Here is a 16,574-nt window from a genome sequence, read left to right on the forward strand (position 1 = left end):
TCTCCCCGGCCGACGTCAAGGGCTCACCTGCGGGGGTCAAGGGCGATGAAGGGGGCCTTCCTCACGCTGGGCGTGAGGAAGGCCCCCTTCATCGCATCCCGAACCGGCTAGAGAACCACGGGGATCTTCTCGTCCTCGGCGACCTCCGGCATCTCGGGTGCCTTGCCGCGCGGCAGGAGCAGCGCGGGCAGGAAGGCGACCGCGAGCAGGACCAGCGACCACACGAAGGTCGAGCCGAACGCGTCGGCGATCAGCGGGTTGATCGTGGCCCGGGCCTCCGGTGGAACTCCTTGTGCCGCACCGAGTCCGCCGCGGGAGCCGGTGGCGGGCAGGCGGTTGGCCAGCTCGCTGGAGAGAATCACCGACATGGTCGCGGTGCCGATCGAGGCGCCGATCTGCTGCACGATGTTCAGCGACGTGGACGCGTTGGCGACGTCGGTCCTGGTGATCGTGCGCAGCGCCGCGGACATCATCGGCATCATGGTCATGCCCATGCCGAGGCCCATCACGAACAGCGCGCCGCCGAGCAGCCAGTAGGAGGTGTCCGCGCCGAGTTGGGTGAACACCACCATGGCCCCGACGATGACCACGATGCCGGTCTGGGCGATCCGGGCCGGGCCGTACCGGTCGGCGATCACCCCGGCCAGCGGCATCGTCAGCATCGCGCCGATGCCTTGGGGGGCGAGGAGAAGCCCGGCGCTGAGCGCGGTCTCCATCCGCACCGTCTGGTAGTACAGCGGGAACATCAGCATGGCGCCGAAGAACGCGACCACGAACAGCACCATGGCGATGGCCGACACGGAGAACGTGCGGTTGGCGAACAGCTTCAGGTCGATCAGCGGGTACCGGGTGCGCAGCGCGCGCACGATGAACGCACCGATCAGCACAACCCCACCCAGCGCCGGGATGAGCACCTCGGCGTGGCCCAGGCCGCCGTGCTTCGGCACCTGCGCCAGCCCGTAGATCAGCGCGGCGAGGCCCGGGGAGAGCATGAGCAGGCCGGGCACGTCCAGCTTCTCGGTCGGCTTCGGCTCGTCCTTGTCCAGGATCCGCAGGCCGAGCACGAACGCGACGATGCCGACCGGCACGTTGATGAAGAAGATCCACCGCCAGGAGATGTCGTCGACCAGCCAGCCGCCCAGGATCGGGCCGAAGATCGGACCGAGCAGCATCGGCACGCCCAGCACGCTCATCACCCGGCCGACCCGCTGCGGGCCCGCCGCCTGGGTGAGGATCGTCATGCCGGCCGGCATGATCATGCCGCCGCCGAGCCCCTGCAGCACCCGGAAGAAGATCAGCGATTCCACCGACCACGCGGTGCCGGCCAGCGCCGAGCCGGCCAGGAACAGCGCGATCGCGGTCAGGTAGAGCCGTTTCGTGCCGAACCGGTCGGCCGCCCACCGGCTCAGCGGGATGACCGTGGCCAGCGCCAGCGTATAGCCGGTGACCACCCACTGGATCGTCTCCAGCGACGTGTCGAACTCCACGGACAGCTTGTTGATCGCGACGTTGACGACCGTGATGTCGAGGATCGACATGATCGCGCCCAGCACCACGACCGAGCCGATGGCCAGCAACCTCCGATCGAGCCCGGCGCCGCCTGAGGCGGCCGCGGGCCTGCCCCCCTCACTCATTCCCTACTCCTTCTCTCGGAACTCCGGCCGGGACAGGATCGGCGCCAGCGCGTTGTACAGGTCGGTCCGCTCCCGGTCGGTGAGCAGCCCGGCGAACGTCCGGAGCGGCTCCTGCTGTGCCTTGCTCAGCCGCTCGATGAGGCGGTTGCCGGCGTCGGCCAGGCTGATCCGCTTCACCCGGCGGTCGTGCTCGTCCTCCCTGCGGACCACCATCCCGGCCCGGACCAGCGAGTCCACCGCCCGCCCGGTGGCCGCCACGGAGAGCCCGAGCCGCTCGGCGAGCTCGTGCAGGGCCAGCTCGTGGTCGCTGGTGTCCAGGATGAACAGCGTGCAGAGGTGGGAGAACGGCAGGTCCAGCCCGGCCGCGAGCTGCATGCTGCCCGCGTCCCCGAGCCGCTTCAGGTGCGTGGTGAGGTGGATCAGCGCACCGGTGAGCGCGTCAGCCGACACTCGAGTTACTTGCACGGGCGCAACCATAACCTGCGAGCAACTGCTGTGTCGTCACATTTATTGTGTGATCGCAACCACGGTCTCGGCGGGGAGCAGTGGAACGAGCAGGTGCCGGCTGGTCATCCCGGCGGCCTTGGCCGAGACCGCGGCCAGCTCCCGGTACAGCGGCGGCTCGTCCCGCAGCCGCCAGAGCACCTCCGCCCGCACCCAGGCCGCCTCCCGCGCCTGACCGATGCGCCAGCTGCTCAGCAGGTGCACGAACGGGCCGAGGCGATCACCGAGCTCGCGCTCCAGGTCCGCCAGCAGGGTCCGGCGGATCTCCGCCTCGAGCTCCTCGAGCACCTCGTTGACCCGCCGGAAGTCGTAGGCGACCGAGCCCTCGCCGGGCGCGGTGTGCTCGGCGGCGCAGGTGTCCACGACGGCGAGCGCCAGATCGTGGTTGATGTGCGCGTTCATGCCGGCGACCACGAACTGCGCGGCATGCACCCGGCGGTCCGCGCGCTGCTTGAACAGCGGTCGCCAGGCCGCGTCCACCCGCCGGCCCGCCGCGGCGTCGTCGACCGCGGCGAAGTACCGGTCGGCGAAGACCACGTCGAGGTGCTCGGTGAACCGGGCGTCGGCGAAGAACCCGTCCCGGAGCCGCTCCTGGATCCGCTCGGTGGTCAGCCGGTACACCCAGTTGAACCAGCGAACCCCGTCCCGCGGGTCGGTCGATTCCTCGATGTCCCGCATCCGGACGATGACCTCGCTGATACTCCCTGTCATCGCCCCGATGTTAGCGGCATCTCCGCCGGTTGCCGGGTCCGCTCGGCCCACCGGACGGCCGGGGTCATTGCCACCGCGGCCAGCACGAACAACCCGCCGAGCACCAGCCAGCCCGGCGCGCCCCAGGTGATGATCAGCGCGGTGAGCAGCAGCGGGCCGAGCATCCTGGCCACCGACACGCCGGTGCCGAAGAAGCCCTGGTACTGGCCGTGCTTGTCGGGTGGCGCCAGGCCGAAGCTGATCTCCCAGGAGCCGGACGCCAGCAGCATCTCGCCGACCACCTGCAGCCCGGCACCCACGACCAGCACCAGGCCGGCCAGCCAGCTCGAGGTGCCCACGGTGGAGAGCGCGAACACCGCGCAGGCCGCGAGCAGGAACAGGCCGGCGTAGCGCACCAGCCGGGTGGCGCTGGCCAGGCCGGTCACCCGCCGGGCCACCCGGACCTGGAACAGCACCACCGCCACGGTGTTGAGCACCAGCAGCGCGCCGACCATCCAGCGCGGCGCGACCGTCCACTGCACGATCCACAGCGGCAGGATCAAGCTGAGCATCGGCATGTACAGCAACATGATCATATTGAGCGCGGAGATCGCGGCGTACGGCTTGTCACGGAGCACCGCGAGCGCCGGTTCGCCGTGCGGCGCGGGCGGCGCCCCCGGCACGGCCGGCAGCCGGAGCAGGACGAGTGCCGAGGCCAGGAAGCTCACCGCGTCGACGGCGAACGCCGCGAGATAGGCGCCGCGGGTGTCGAACTGCAGGGCCGCCCCGCCGAGCGCCGCGCCGATGGCGATCCCCGCGTTCGTGGTGGCCTGCAGGTAGGCCCGGGTCCGGGTGCGCGCCGTCGCCTCCACCAGGCCGGCGAGCAGTGCCTGCCGGGCCGCGCCCAGCCCGCACTGGCAGCTGGTGTACAGGCAGGCGGCGACCAGGAACGGCACGAACGAGCGCACCATGAGGAACAGCGCCACCGCCGCGCCGGTCGCCAGGGCCAGCAGTACGGCCGTCCCGCGCGGACCGCGCCGGTCGGCCAGGTGCCCGAGCGGCACACCGGCGAACGACCCGACCGCCCAGCCGAGCGTCAGCCCGAGCCCGACCTGGGTCGGGGACAGCCCGATGATCCGGGTGAAGTACAGGGCGGAGCAGACGTAGTACGCGCCGTCCCCGATGGAGTTGGTGAGCTGGGCCAGCGCCAGCATCCGCGGCGGCCCCGCCGGCGGAACAAAACGGCTGCTCATGACCCACCTCCCAGGCAAAGTCAACACCGTACATTAGAGCCCATGCCGGCCACGGTTCGTTTCTCCTGATGGCGCTGGACGCCGCGACGGTGGCCACGGTGCTGGCCCCGGTGCTCCCGGCACCGGTCACGGTCGAGCGGATGGCGCCGCTGACCGGAGGCGCGTCCGCGGAGACCTGGTCGGTGGACGTCACCGACGGTGCCGGAACCGCGCACGGGTTGATCGTGCGCCGGGGCTCCGGGGTGGGCGGTCTCGGCCTCGACGCCCGGATGGAGTCGCTCGTGCAGCGGGCGGCCTTCGACGCGGGTGTGCCGGTGGCCCGGGTGGTGGCCACTTTCGACGGTGGGTACGTCATGGAGCGGTTGCCGGGCGAGGCCATCCCGCGCCGGGTGCTCCGCGGACCGACGGCTGAGCTGGCCGGCGACTGCGCGGCGGCGCTGCGGCGGATTCACACGGTGGGTACGGTGCCGGGGCTGCCCCGGCTGCCCGCGCCGGAGCAGCTGGCGCTGCTGGAGTCGCTGCACCGGTCGGCCGGGGCGCCGGTGCCGACCTTCGAGCTCGGATTCCGCTGGCTGCGGGCGCATCTGCCGCCGCCGGGGCCGGTCACCTTGGTGCACGGCGACTTCCGGATGGGGAACTTCCTCGTCGAGGCCGGGCGCCTGGTCGCAGTGCTGGACTGGGAGCTGGCCCACCTCGGTGACCCGATGGAGGACGTCGGCTGGCTGTGCATCCAGGCGTGGCGCTTCGGCGGGGCCGGCGAGGTGGGCGGCTTCGGCTCCCGGGAGGCGTTCTCCGCCGCCTATGGTCTTGGAATCGACCCGGGCCGGGTGCGGTTCTGGGAGGTGCTCGGCTCGCTGAAGTGGGGCGTGATCTGCCAGCTTCAGTCCGGTGCGCACCTGCGGGGCGAGGTCCGCTCGGTGGAGCGCGCGGCCATCGGGCGCCGGGTCGCCGAGGCGGAACTGGACCTGCTGCTTTCCTTGGAGGGCAAGGATGCTTGACGAGCGTCCGGCCGCCGCCGAGCTGATCGCCGCGGTCGCCGAGTTCCTCGAGCGCGAGGTCCGCCCGGCGCTCGAGGGCCGGGCGGCGTTTCACACCACGGTGGCGGTGGGCGTGCTGCGCATCGTCGAGCGCGAGCTCGGCGCGGACCTGGCCGCCGAGCATGCTCGGCTACGCGCGCTCACCGGTGCCGACGGCGACCTCCGCGAGCTGAACGCCCTGCTGGCGCAGCGGATCCGGGACGGCGATCTGTCCATTGAGGACGAAGTGCTGCGGGATCACCTGGTGCGCAGCGTGCTCACCCGGCTCGCCGTGGACAACCCGGGGTACCCGTCGCTGGCCGAGGCCGCCCGCTACTGGCCGCTGCCGTAGGGCCGGGTGATGATCTCCAGGTTGTGCCCGTTCGGGTCCTCCCAGTACACCCCGCGCCCGCCGTCATTGGTGTTGATCTCCCCGGCGCGCTGGTGGAACGGGTCGGCCCAGTACGGCAGGTCACGCTCCCGGATCCGGCCGAAGATCTCGTCGAACTCGGTCTCGCTGACCAGGAACGCGTAGTGCTGCGAGGTGACCTCGTCGGCGTCCATGAAGTCGAGCGTGATGTCGTTGTCGACCTCGACCATGACGAACGGCCCCCAGGACTTCGGCGCCGGCAGCCCCAGGATCTCGGCCAGGAAGGCAGCCGAGACGTGCCGGTCGCGCGCCGCGACGATCGTGTGGTTCAGCTGAACAGCCATGCTGCCAACGTACCCCGGTTTCAGCACCACGGCGGCGTGCCGCGGTACGCGTCGGCGATCATGGTGACCCACTGGTGCACCGCGTCCTCGTTGGGCGCGAACGGGCCGGGGCGGAAGTGCGGCGAGCCGAGTCCGCGTTGGACGGACTCGCAGGCGGTCCAGTCCTGGCGGTTGGTGCGGTCCCAGAACTCCTCCGCGTAGCTCGCGTCCGGCACCCCGTCCTGGACATACCAGGAGCATTCGACGCGCGTGCGGCCGGGCGCGGCCGGGCGCAGCCGGTGCGCCATCACGTAGTCCGGGTGCAGGGACAGCAGCAGGTCCGGCAGCAGTGACAGGTACAGCACGCGGCGCCGGTCCACGCCGGGCAGGAAAGCGCCCGCGGAGCGCCCGTCCAGAGACATGGTCTCGACCCCCTCGCGCAGGTCCATGGCGCCCCCGACCCAGGCCCCGGGCAGGTCAAAATTGTCGCCGCTGGTGGGGGGCGACACCGCGCACAGCTCGGGGTGGATGTGCGGGCAGTGGTAGCACTCGTGGTAGTTCTCGACGATCACCTTCCAGTTGGCGCGCACCTCGTAGTCGTGCCGGGCGGCCAGCTTCAGGTGCTCCGGCGCGTACGGCGCGACCAGGCCGGCCATCGCTCCCACATGGACGGTGAAGTCCGCGGCGTCCCCGGTGGCGTTGACGAACACCCAGCCGTGCCAGGTGGTTGACGGGAGCCGGACCAGGTCATGGCCGGCCGGCTTCTCCGGAAACCGCGGCGCGGCACGGAGTTGACCGTCCAGTGTGTACACCCAGGCGTGGTACGGGCACACCACCACGTTCCGGTCCGATGACCCGCCGTCGGGCAGCAGCTCGTGAGCGCGGTGCCGGCAGGTGTTGGCGAACGCGCCCTCCGGCGTGAGCAGCACCGGCACGTCGCCGGCCACGACCCCGTACTGCGTCGGCAACTCGTCGACCCGCCCGACGCAGCTCCACGTCCCGGCGAACAGGTGCCGCTGCTCCCAGCCGTACACCTCGGGCGAGATGTAGGCCCGCGCCGGCAGCATCGTCGACTCCCCGAACGGCCGCAGCGCGCCCGCCAGCTCCTCGGCGGGCAGCGGTGCGGCCGGCCAGGAAGTCACGCCCCGACGCTACCCGAGGCAGATGACCAGCAGGCAGCTCTCCACGTCGACATCGTCGATGACCGGCCCGAAGCCACTGCCCGTGGTGCTCCGGAACACGAGGGTTGAGGAAAGGCCGGTCGCCACGAAATGCGCCTCCTTGTGCACGTACCCCATGTTCGTGAAGGACTTCCCGGTGATGTCGAACGAGAAGCTCTGGATCACGCCGCCGTTCGCGACGACCTCGCCGGTCTTCACGGTCGGGCCCTGAGCGGGGTTTCCGGCCAGCCGGTAGATCACCCGGTACTTCAGCAGCGGAACGGTGGTGAACGTCTGGGCGACCCCGCCCGTCAGCGGCGCGGAGCTGCCGTCAAGATCCACGGACTGGACCCCGTCCGCCGCCTGCCAGAAGCCCGCGCCGATGAGGTCGACGTGGCCCTGGCTGACCGTCCACGCGCCGATGGACGCGCCGGCCCCCAGATTCTGGAACGTGCCCGGCGTGACCACCGGCGTCTCGAAGCTCCCGTTGCCAATTCCGGTGATCGCCTGGGCCGGCGCGGCCGCGACCACGCTGAGACCGGTCAGAAGTCCGGCTGACATGCTCGTCACGACCAGCCGCCGGAATGTGCGCACGATGGTCTCCTTTTCGTGTCGAGAACTTTGTGGCTCAGGCCGGGCAGACCTGCGGCCAGCCTTCGGAATGTGTTTTCATCATTCGCCCAATCCGGTAAGGCCAGTGCTGGTCGAGCGTAATGACTCCATGCACCACAAGCGATCCGCCGGAGAGCCGCGATATTTGCTCCGGCCGGACCCCGCCCCGCACAGTCGTTCCACACATACCCGTAACGTGCATTCCGCACAGGGTTGGCTATGTGCCAATCGGCACCCACTTGGCCGGCGCGCCCAACCAACCCCTCGGGTGCCAGCACCCTCAGGGAAGCGACCAACCTCATCGGTACCTTGTAAACCGGAGGTGGGGTTCACGCGCGAAATCCCCGATGCCGACACCATCGGACTCGCGCTGGATCGGGAGATGTCAGACTGCGAACTCCACCCGCCGAATCAACTTGCCTTTCTCGTCCCTTCGATGAGGGTAAGTCGGGTGGCGCCGTCCATGCGGCGCTGCTCGCGCTCGAAGACCGCGTCGAAGGACAGCGAAAGGCTTCGCGGGCTTGTCGTCATCCAGTCGGGTTTCACGCGAAATTTTTCGAGTTCGGCAGGATCTATGCGGGCCAACTCGTCCCTCATCCTGCCGATCATCTTTGCCACCTGATCCTCTTGGCCGAGGCATGCGTAGGCCCAGCCCTGCAATGCGCAGATAAGCGCTACGAGAAGGAAGGAGCCAGTCTCCTGTGCGCCGATCTGTCCAAGCTGAAACATCTTCAATGCGTCGTCAGGAGCGTCCACCTGCAGATAAATGTTGCCTACTCGGCATAGGACATGCGATACCATCAGGTCATTGTTGGCGGCCTTCGCCAGCTCAAGTGCGCGTCCGAAATGTTGCCTGGCGTTATCTATCGAATCACGGTCGAAGGCAAGTCGGCCGGCCAGGCTGTGGAGCCTGGCAAGCACCGAGAAGAACCGCAATCTCAGCCGCTCCGCACCTCCTGCGAACAGCAGCGGCGTGGACTCGACGAGTACGGCATGAACGGCCGCCTGGCTGAAACCTTCGCCTTGTTCAGCGAACAGTCGCTCCAGCGTGAGCACCGCCGACTCGATGCGATCGACCTGGCCTTTGTCCATGCGTCCCGCGGGAGGCGGCCGGTCATGCGTGGACCACATGTCACCGGAATCACCAAGGACCCATGCGCCGACGGCGACGGCGGCCGCATGAACCAGGAAATCGCGGCGCATCTCCATCTCGTCCTCGTCAACAGTTGTCGTCGAGACGCTTTTGCCATCGAGACATCCGGCCAACTCCTCATAGCCGCGGCGCCGCAACAGTTGCGTATGATTCTCGTCGGCCAGCAGCGCCAACTCTGTCCGCCAACTGCGAATGGCCTCCGGTGATTGAGCGCGCCACTGATACTCCTCGTCAAGTTGGCGATAGGCGCGCCTAACTTCGAGTGGCTCCGGCGAGGCCCACGCCGCCTGCCCAACCGAGTTGAGCAAATTATCGAGGTTCACTCCGCACCTGCCCGGAGGAGCTTACGCAAGCGGTTGCGCGCCAAGTGAAGGTGCGTCTTCACAGTGGCCGGTGTGACACCCATGATCTTGGCGCTATCGGCGACCGGGTATCCCAGCATCTGCAGGATGATTGCCTCACCTTGTCGTCGAGATAGCCTTCGCACCGCGGCATAGACTTGCTCATTCGTCACGACGATGCAGCTTGGATCCGATATCGCTGGCGGTTCGACGTAGGATACGCGATACCGATCTTTGGCCTGAATTTTCCGCAACATCCGCCAGGCGACCGTGATGACCCAATGCTCTGGTTTGTCGTAGTTCCTGATGCGGCTCCAGTCATGACGCGCCAAAAGAAAGGCTTCTTGAACAACATCGTCAACGAAACGGTCGTCCGCGGCTCGCAGCGCTACTGCCAACCGCACCGGTCGCCAGTAGCGAGTGAAGAACTCCTGATAGCCAGTTTGGTGGTCAGGTTGCTCCGGTAGGCCCGGGACCGACCGCGCATCGGATCGGCTCCGCTCGTCAGGCGCTGCCGGCATCAGACCCCCTGCCCGCGAATCTGACGTGGCACGTCAGTCCGGATCGCCCACGTCACCACCACCCGGGCATCCAGTAACACTGTGCTGCGCACGCGGAACATCCTTTCTCCGTTGGACCAGTCACCCCATACAGGCCAACCACACCGAGGAAGGTTGAACCCACGGCACGATCTTCGTCCGAACGGGCGAACCAGGTACTGCCACCATCTGGCTCAGTTCCGGGCCATGGCCTGGTCAGCCCGCGGCGGGGAGGTGGCCGAGGCGGCGGGAGAGAGTGCCCGCCGCCTCGGCCACCATCGGGCCGAGTTCGGCGATGCGCAGCAGTACCCGGGCGGCCGGGCCGGCGATGCTCACCGCCGCGACCGGCCGGCCGGTGCGGTCCCGGATCGCGGCCGCCACGCAGCCGACGTCCGGCTCGTTCTCGATGTTGTCGATGGCCCAGCCGCGCCGGCTCGTCCGGTCCAGCTCGTCGAGAAGCTGGGCGCGGTCGACGATTGTGTTGGGGGTCAGGCGGTCCAGGCGCATCCGGGTCACCCGCTCGACGCGTTCAGTGGGGGGCAGCGCGGCGAGCCAGGCCTTGCCGAGGGACGTGGCGTGCTGCGGGCGGCGGGTGCCGAGCTGGCAATGCGGGATCACCGTGTTCGTGCCGCGGTCCTTGCCGACGTAGCTCATGGCGTCGCCGTCGGGTACCGCCAGGAAGATCGTTTCGCCGCTGCGCGCGGCCAGGGCGGCGAGGAACTGCGGCGCCGCCTTGTGCAGGTCGGTCGCGGACATGGCCTGCACACCGAGCTCGACCAGGCGCGCGCCGAGGCGCACCCGGCCGGTCACCCGGTCGGCCTCCAGGAACTGCAGCTCCTTGAGGGTGTTGACGATCCGGTAGACGGCGCTGCGGGAGAGGCCGAGCTGGGTGGCGATGGCGTTGGTGGAGATCTCCTGGCGGGCGCCCACATGCTCGAGGACGGCGAGGCCGCGCTCCAGGGTGCCGCTGTGGTGCCGAAGCTCCGGACCGCTCATCTGCTGCCCCCGGAAAGCAATGTGACATTCCTGCGCTAGAAGGAAAGCAATGCCACATTGCTTCCCACCGACTGGCGAGGAGGCTAACACCTCCGATGAATTTACGGAAGGTGGCGGAGCGTGCTAGACCTAGAACGGTTCGTGCCCGTCCAGCTCGGTGCGGGCCCGCGGCCAGGAGGAAACCTTGTCCAGGCGGTCAACTTCGTCCCCGGCGAGGGCGAGTGCGGCCGCCGGCAGCAGCGAGCGCAGTTGCTCCACCGAGTTCGCGCCGACGATCGGCGCGGTGACGAACGGCCTGGTCAGCAGCCATGCCAGGGCCACCTGAGCGGGCGTCGCGGCATGCGCCTCGGCAACGGCGACCAGGCTGTCGACCAGCTCCCAGTTTTGGTCGGACATCCGACCTTTGTTCCCCTCGGCGCGGACGCTGTCCGGTAGCGGCTGGTCCCGCCGGTACTTGCCGGTGAGGAAGCCGCCGGCCAGCGGGCTGTACGGCAGCACCCCGACCCCGTACGCCAGGCAGGCCGGGGCGATCTCCCGCTCGAAGTCCGCCCGGGTCGGCGCCGCCAGGCTGTACTCCGGTTGGGCCGACACGAACCGCTCGAGCCCGCGCGCGTCGCTAGCCCACAGCGACTCCATCAGCCGCCAGGCGCTGAAGTTGGAGCAGCCGACGTAGCGCACCAGGCCGCGCCGCACCAGGTCGGTGAACGCGGAGAGGGTCTCCTCGATCGGCGTGTACGGGTCGAACGTGTGCGCCTGGTACAGGTCGATGTGCTCGATCCCGAGCCGGCGCAGGCTGTCCTCGCAGGCCTTGAGGATCCACCGCCGGGACAGCCCCTCCCGCTGGTACCGGGTCGTGCGGCCTTGAGAGAACCTGGCCCCGCCCGGGCTGCGCACCTTGGTGGCGATCACCAGGTCGTCCCGGTTGCCGCGGGCCGCCAGCCACCGCCCGATGATCTCCTCCGAGACCCCGCCGGCGTTGCCGTCCGCCCACGCGCTGTAGGAATCGGCCGTGTCGACCAGCGTGCCGCCCCACTCGGCGAACGCGTCCATGATCGCGAACGAGGTCTGCTCGTCCGCCGTCCAGCCGAACTGCATCGTGCCCAGGGCGATCGCGGAGACGTGCAGGCCGCTCGAGCCGAGCCGGCGGTAGGTCGCGGGGGTGAGCTCAGTCGTCATGACCCGACGCTAGCGAGCGATCAAGCAGATCGGCGGGACGGGTCGTACCCTGCTGATTATCGTGGCTTGGGGTGATGTGCGTGAGTGGTGCGGAGCAGTCGGACACGGGGTTCACCCACCCCGCGTTCTTCTACTCCGGACCGGAGGAGTACCTGGCCGGCGTCGGCGGCTTCGTACGGAGCGGACTCGCCGCCGGTGCACCCGTCTTCGTGGCCGTCCCACCTGAACGTCTGGCCGCGCTCCGCGATCACCTCGGCTCGGACGCCGACCACGCGCAGCTGGTGAACATGGCCGAGATGGGCCGGAACCCGGGCCGGATCCTGGCCGCGCTCACCGACTTCGCCGACCACCACGCGGCGGCCCGGCCCTGGCTCGTCGGCGAGCCGATCTGGGCCTCCCGCTCACCCGCCGAGATCCGCGAGGCCACCCGGCACGAGGCGTTGATCAACCTGGCGTTCGCCGGCGTCCCGGCCACCGTCCTGTGCCCCTACGACCGCGCCGGCCTCACCGCGGACACCCTCACCGGCGCCGAACGCACCCACCCGATGTTGCTGAACCGCGAACGCACCGCCCCCTACGCCGACCCCCTGACGATCAACGCCGAATGCGACATCCTCGCCGGCCCCGAACCCGCCGCCGCCGAACGCCTGGCCTTCGGACCGTCCTACCTGCACATGGTGCGCCGCCGCGCCGCCGAGTTCGGCCGCGCCGCCGGCCTCACCCCCGAACGCGCCACCGACCTGAAGCTGGCCGTCGGCGAAGCCGCCGCCAACACCCTCCGCTACGGCGGTGGCCTCGGCAAAATCGCCCTCTGGCGCAACGGACCCGGCGTGATCGCCGAAATCCGCGACAGCGGCAGGCTGGCCAACCCCCTCGCCGGCCGGCGCCGCCCGCCCCCCGACGCCCCCGGTGGCCGCGGCCTCTGGATGATCCACCAACTCTGCGACCTGGTCGAGCTCGGCCCCGGCCTGCTCCGCCTGCACGTGTCCTGAGCGCGGGAAGCAACGTGACGTTGCTTCCCGCGTCACATCGTCCTGGCGCTTTCCTGCTGGGGCACGCCGAGGTCCTCCTCGAGATGCGTGGCCATCAACTCGATGAGCTGCTCGGCGTCCACCGGCTTCGTCACGTAGTCGTTGGCGCCCGCGGCGAGGGTGCGCTGGCGGTCCTCGGGCATCGCCTTGGCGGTCACCGCGATGATCGGGAGGTCGGCGTGCAGCGACATGTTGCGGATGGCGGCGATCGTGGCGTTGCCGTCCAGCTCCGGCATCATCACGTCCATCAGCACCAGGGCGACGTCGCGGTGCTGTTCGAGCACGCGGATCCCGGCGACGCCGTTGTCCGCGGACATCACGTCGAAGCCGTGCTGCTCCAGGGCGGCGGTCAGCGCGAACACGTTGCGCGGGTCGTCGTCGACGATGAGGACCTTCACGCCGCGGAAGCGGGCCGGGCGCGGGGCGCGGGCGGGTTCGGCGGGCGGGGCCGGGAACTCGCCGTTGACGCCGACCGGGACGACCGCGGGCATGGGCACGGTGGCGGGCAGGTAGAGGGTGAAGGTGCTGCCGACGCCGGGTTCGCTGACCACACCGAGCTCGCCGCCGAGCAGGTGGGTGAGGTCGCGGCTGATCGACAGGCCGAGGCCGGTGCCGCCGTAGGCGCGGTTGGTGGTGCCGTCGGCCTGGCGGAACGCCTCGAAAATCACGCCGAGTTTGTCCGCGGGGATGCCGACGCCGGTGTCGGACACGGCGAAGGCGAACACTGCGGGCTCGGCCTGGAGGGCGGGGTTGGTGACCTCGTCCCGCCCCGCCATCCGGATGTCCAGGCGGACGGTGCCCTTGTGGGTGAACTTCACCGCGTTGGACAGCAGGTTGCGCAGGATCTGCTGCAGCCGCTGCTCGTCGGTGTGCATGTTGGGCGGCGTCTCCGGGTCGACGACCACCTCGAAGTCGAGGCCCTTGTCGGCGGTCAGCGGGCGGTACATGGACTCGACGTAGTCGGCCACGGTGCGCACGGAGACCTCGGTGGGCAGCGGCTCCAGGTGGCCGGCCTCGACCTTGGCCAGGTCCAGGATGTCGTTGATCAACTGGAGCAGGTCGCTACCGGCCGAGTAGATGGTCCTGGCGAACTCCACCTGCTTGCCGGTCAGGTTCCGCTCGGCGTTGTCGGCCAGCACCTTGGCCAGCACCAGCGCGCTGTTCAGCGGGGTGCGCAGCTCGTGCGACATGTTGGCCATGAACTCGGACTTGTACTTCGACGCGATGGCCAGCTGCCGGGCACGGTCCTCCAGCTCCTGGCGCGCCTGCTCGATCTCGAAGTTCTTCACCTCGATGTCGCTGTTCTGCCGCGCCAGCAGCGCCGCCTTCTCGGCCAGCTCGGTGTTCGAGCGCTGCAGCTCGTCCTGCTGCTCCTGCAGCTCCTGGGCCAGACGCTGGGACTCGGCCAGCAGCGCCTCGGTCCGCTCGTTGGCCAGGATGGTGTTCAGCCCGATGCCGATCGGCTCCTTGAGCTGCTCGAGCAGGTCCTGGTGCACCTCGGTGAACCGGTTCACCGTGGACAGCTCGATCACGCCGAGCGCCCGGCCCTCGAACAGCAATGGCAGCACGATCACGTTGACCCGGTTGGTGGAGCCCAGCCCGGAGGTGATCTTGATGTAGTCCGGCGGGGCGTCGCTCACCACGATCGTCTTCTTGTCCAGCGCCGCCTGCCCGACCAGCGACTCGCCCAGGCCGAACCTCGGCGGCACCTGGTTGACCCGGCCGTACGCCGCGGTCTGCTCGAGCGTGGCGCTCCCCTTGTGGGTCGCGCGGCTGAGGAAGAACGCGCCGTGCTGGGCGTTCACCAGCGGGGCCAGCTCGGAGAGGATCAGCGTGGCGACCGTGCCGAGGTCCCGGTGCCCCTGCATCAGCCCGGAGATCCTGGCCAGGTTGGTCTTGAGCCAGTCCTGCTCCTGGTTGGTGCGGGTGGTCTCCTTCAGGTTGCCGATCATCCGGTTGATGTTGTCCTTGAGCTCGGCCACCTCGCCGGACGCGTCCACGTCGATCTGCCGGGTGAGGTCGCCGGCGGTCACCGCGGTGGCGACCCCGGCGATGGCGCGCACCTGCGTGGTCAGGTTGCCGGCCAGCTGGTTCACGCTGTCGGTGAGGTCCTGCCAGGTGCCGGCCACGCCGCTGACCCGGGCCTGGCCGCCCAGGATGCCCTCGGTGCCGACCTCGCGGGCGACCCGGGTGACCTCCTGGGCGAACGCGGAGAGCTGGTCGACCATCGTGTTCAGGGTGGTCTTGAGCTCCAGGATCTCGCCCCGCGCGTCCACGTCGATCTTCTTGGACAGGTCGCCGTTCGCCACGGCCGTGGTGACCTGCGCGATGTTGCGCACCTGGTTGGTCAGGTTGTTGGCCATGAAGTTGACGTTGTCGGTCAGGTCCTTCCAGCTGCCGGCCACGCCGTGCACCCGGGCCTGGCCGCCCAGGATGCCCTCGGTGCCGACCTCGCGGGCCACCCGGGTGACCTCGTCGCCGAACGCGCGCAGCGTGTCGACCATGCCGTTGAACGTGTCGGCGAGTGCGGCGACCTCGCCCTTGGCCTCCACCGTGATCTTCTTGGACAGGTCGCCGTAGGCCACGGCGCTGGCCACCGCGGCGATGCTGCGCACCTGACCGGTCAGGTTCTCCGCCATGACGTTGACGGTGTCGGTCAGGTCCTTCCAGGTGCCGGCCACGCCGCGGACCCGGGCCTGGCCGCCCAGCTTGCCTTCGGTGCCGACCTCGCGGGCGACCCGGGTGACCTCGTCGGCGAAGCCGGAGAGCTGGTCGACCATGGTGTTGAGGGTGTTCTTGAGCTCGAGGATCTCGCCCTTGACGTCGACGGTGATCTTCTGCGTCAGGTCGCCGCGGGCCACGGCGGTGGCGACGGCGGCGATGTTGCGCACCTGGGTGGTCAGGTTGTCGGCCATGAAGTTGACCGAGTCCGTCAGGTCGCGCCAGGTGCCGGCCACCCCGGGCACCTGGGCCTGGCCGCCCAGCCGGCCGTCGCTGCCGACCTCGCGGGCGACCCGGGTGACCTCGTCGGCGAACGCGGAGAGCTGGTCGACCATGGTGTTGAGGGTGTTCTTGAGCTCGAGGATCTCGCCCTTGACGTCGACGGTGATCTTCTGCGTCAGGTCGCCGCGGGCCACCGCGGTGGCCACCGTGGCGATGTTGCGCACCTGGGTGGTCAGGTTGTTCGCCATGAAGTTGACCGAGTCCGTCAGGTCGCGCCAGGTACCGGCGACGCCCGGCACCTCGGCATGGCCGCCCAGCCGGCCCTCCGTGCCGATCTCCCTGGCCACCCGGGTCACCTCGGTCGCGAACAGCGAGAGCTGCTCGAGCAGGCCGTTCACCGTCCGGCCGAGGTCGGCGAACCGGCCCTGCAGCGGGCGGTCGTCCATCAGCAGTTCCATCCGCTGGGACAGGTCGCCCCGGGCCACGGCGGCGAGCACGCGGTTCAGCTCGACCGTGGGCCGGGTGAGGTCCTCGATCAGGCCGTCCACCGCGTCGGCCGCGGCGGCGAACCCGCCGCCGCCGCGATCCGGGGAGAGCCGGTCGTCGAGCCGGCCGTCCTTTCCGACCGTCGCCCGGACCCTGGTCAGCTCCGTGACCAGCTTCTCGTTGCGTTCGGCGATGTCGTTGAACACGGTCGCGAGCTCGGCCGGCATCCCGTTGCCGTCCGGCGCGATCCGGTAGCTGAAATTCCCGTCGCGCAGGTTCTCTAACGCGACAAGCAACCCATCCGGCACCACAACACCCTCCCGGTCCGCCATGGTCGGGACTCCAGC

15 protein-coding genes are annotated in these 16,574 nt (G+C 69.6%); 3 read left to right on the plus strand and 12 right to left on the minus strand.

The window, feature by feature from the left end; genetic code table 11:
* Positions 1-107: 107 nt before the first annotated feature.
* Genes VGR06_RS03945 through VGR06_RS03960 form a run of 4 tightly spaced genes read right to left on the minus strand, consistent with a single transcriptional unit; the run spans position 108 to position 4,081 of the window.
* Positions 108-1,634: a DHA2 family efflux MFS transporter permease subunit gene (locus VGR06_RS03945; protein ID WP_327557555.1), complete on the minus strand. Its 1,527-nt coding sequence runs from the start codon at positions 1,632-1,634 to the stop codon at positions 108-110.
* 3 nt (positions 1,635-1,637) lie between these two features.
* Positions 1,638-2,099 (minus strand): MarR family winged helix-turn-helix transcriptional regulator, encoded by a 462-nt coding sequence (locus tag VGR06_RS03950; RefSeq protein ID WP_327557556.1) that lies wholly within the window; start codon positions 2,097-2,099, stop codon positions 1,638-1,640.
* A 42-nt stretch (positions 2,100-2,141) separates the two neighbouring features.
* Complete coding sequence (locus tag VGR06_RS03955; RefSeq protein ID WP_327557557.1) at positions 2,142-2,849, minus strand: DUF5995 family protein; 708 nt, start codon at positions 2,847-2,849, stop codon at positions 2,142-2,144.
* Positions 2,846-4,081 carry an MFS transporter gene (locus VGR06_RS03960; RefSeq protein ID WP_327557558.1) on the minus strand — a complete coding sequence of 412 codons (1,236 nt, stop codon included), beginning with the start codon at positions 4,079-4,081 and terminating at the stop codon, positions 2,846-2,848. Before VGR06_RS03960 ends, VGR06_RS03955 begins: the two co-directional genes overlap by 4 nt.
* A gap of 68 nt (positions 4,082-4,149) precedes the next feature.
* Here VGR06_RS03960 and VGR06_RS03965 point away from each other — a divergent pair, with 68 nt between their 5' ends.
* Both VGR06_RS03965 and VGR06_RS03970 read left to right on the plus strand, forming a co-directional pair.
* Positions 4,150-5,079: a phosphotransferase family protein gene (locus VGR06_RS03965; RefSeq protein ID WP_327557559.1), complete on the plus strand. Its 930-nt coding sequence runs from the start codon at positions 4,150-4,152 to the stop codon at positions 5,077-5,079.
* On the plus strand, positions 5,072-5,449 hold the full coding sequence (locus VGR06_RS03970; RefSeq protein ID WP_327557560.1) for a DUF6285 domain-containing protein: 378 nt from the start codon (positions 5,072-5,074) through the stop codon (positions 5,447-5,449). Before VGR06_RS03965 ends, VGR06_RS03970 begins: the two co-directional genes overlap by 8 nt.
* Here VGR06_RS03970 and VGR06_RS03975 read toward each other — a convergent pair.
* The 7 genes from VGR06_RS03975 to VGR06_RS04005 all read right to left on the minus strand — a co-directional run bounded on the left by VGR06_RS03975 (position 5,431) and on the right by VGR06_RS04005 (position 11,767).
* Positions 5,431-5,811 (minus strand): VOC family protein, encoded by a 381-nt coding sequence (locus tag VGR06_RS03975; RefSeq protein ID WP_327557561.1) that lies wholly within the window; start codon positions 5,809-5,811, stop codon positions 5,431-5,433. The two genes, VGR06_RS03970 and VGR06_RS03975, sit on opposite strands and share 19 nt — an antisense overlap.
* A 20-nt stretch (positions 5,812-5,831) precedes the next feature.
* On the minus strand, positions 5,832-6,932 hold the full coding sequence (locus tag VGR06_RS03980; protein WP_327557562.1) for an aromatic ring-hydroxylating oxygenase subunit alpha: 1,101 nt from the start codon (positions 6,930-6,932) through the stop codon (positions 5,832-5,834).
* Between the two features lie 9 nt (positions 6,933-6,941).
* Entirely contained in the window at positions 6,942-7,544 is a 603-nt protein-coding gene (locus VGR06_RS03985) for a choice-of-anchor C family protein (protein WP_327557563.1), read from the minus strand.
* A 429-nt stretch (positions 7,545-7,973) separates the two neighbouring features.
* Positions 7,974-9,038 (minus strand): hypothetical protein, encoded by a 1,065-nt coding sequence (locus VGR06_RS03990; RefSeq protein WP_327557564.1) that lies wholly within the window; start codon positions 9,036-9,038, stop codon positions 7,974-7,976.
* Positions 9,035-9,460, minus strand: coding sequence for an RNA polymerase sigma factor (locus tag VGR06_RS03995; RefSeq protein ID WP_327557565.1), 426 nt, complete (start codon positions 9,458-9,460; stop codon positions 9,035-9,037). The genes VGR06_RS03990 and VGR06_RS03995 overlap by 4 nt, the downstream gene beginning before the upstream one ends.
* Positions 9,461-9,811: 351 nt before the next feature.
* Positions 9,812-10,591, minus strand: a complete 780-nt coding sequence (locus VGR06_RS04000; protein WP_327557566.1) for an IclR family transcriptional regulator — start codon at positions 10,589-10,591, stop codon at positions 9,812-9,814.
* Positions 10,592-10,720: 129 nt separating this feature from the next.
* Positions 10,721-11,767, minus strand: a complete 1,047-nt coding sequence (locus tag VGR06_RS04005; RefSeq protein WP_327557567.1) for an aldo/keto reductase — start codon at positions 11,765-11,767, stop codon at positions 10,721-10,723.
* Positions 11,768-11,847: 80 nt separating this feature from the next.
* Between VGR06_RS04005 and VGR06_RS04010 the strand changes: the two genes are divergently transcribed.
* A complete protein-coding gene (locus VGR06_RS04010) occupies positions 11,848-12,759 on the plus strand; it encodes a sensor histidine kinase (protein ID WP_327557568.1) in 912 nt (303 codons plus the stop codon).
* A gap of 32 nt (positions 12,760-12,791) precedes the next feature.
* Here the strand turns inward: VGR06_RS04010 and VGR06_RS04015 are convergent, their stop codons facing one another.
* Positions 12,792-16,559 carry a HAMP domain-containing protein gene (locus VGR06_RS04015; RefSeq protein WP_327557569.1) on the minus strand — a complete coding sequence of 1,256 codons (3,768 nt, stop codon included), beginning with the start codon at positions 16,557-16,559 and terminating at the stop codon, positions 12,792-12,794.
* Positions 16,560-16,574: the final 15 nt, after the last annotated feature.

The sequence above is a fragment of the Actinophytocola sp. genome, from assembly GCF_036002505.1.
Classification (GTDB): Bacteria; Actinomycetota; Actinomycetes; order Mycobacteriales; family Pseudonocardiaceae; genus DASYTH01.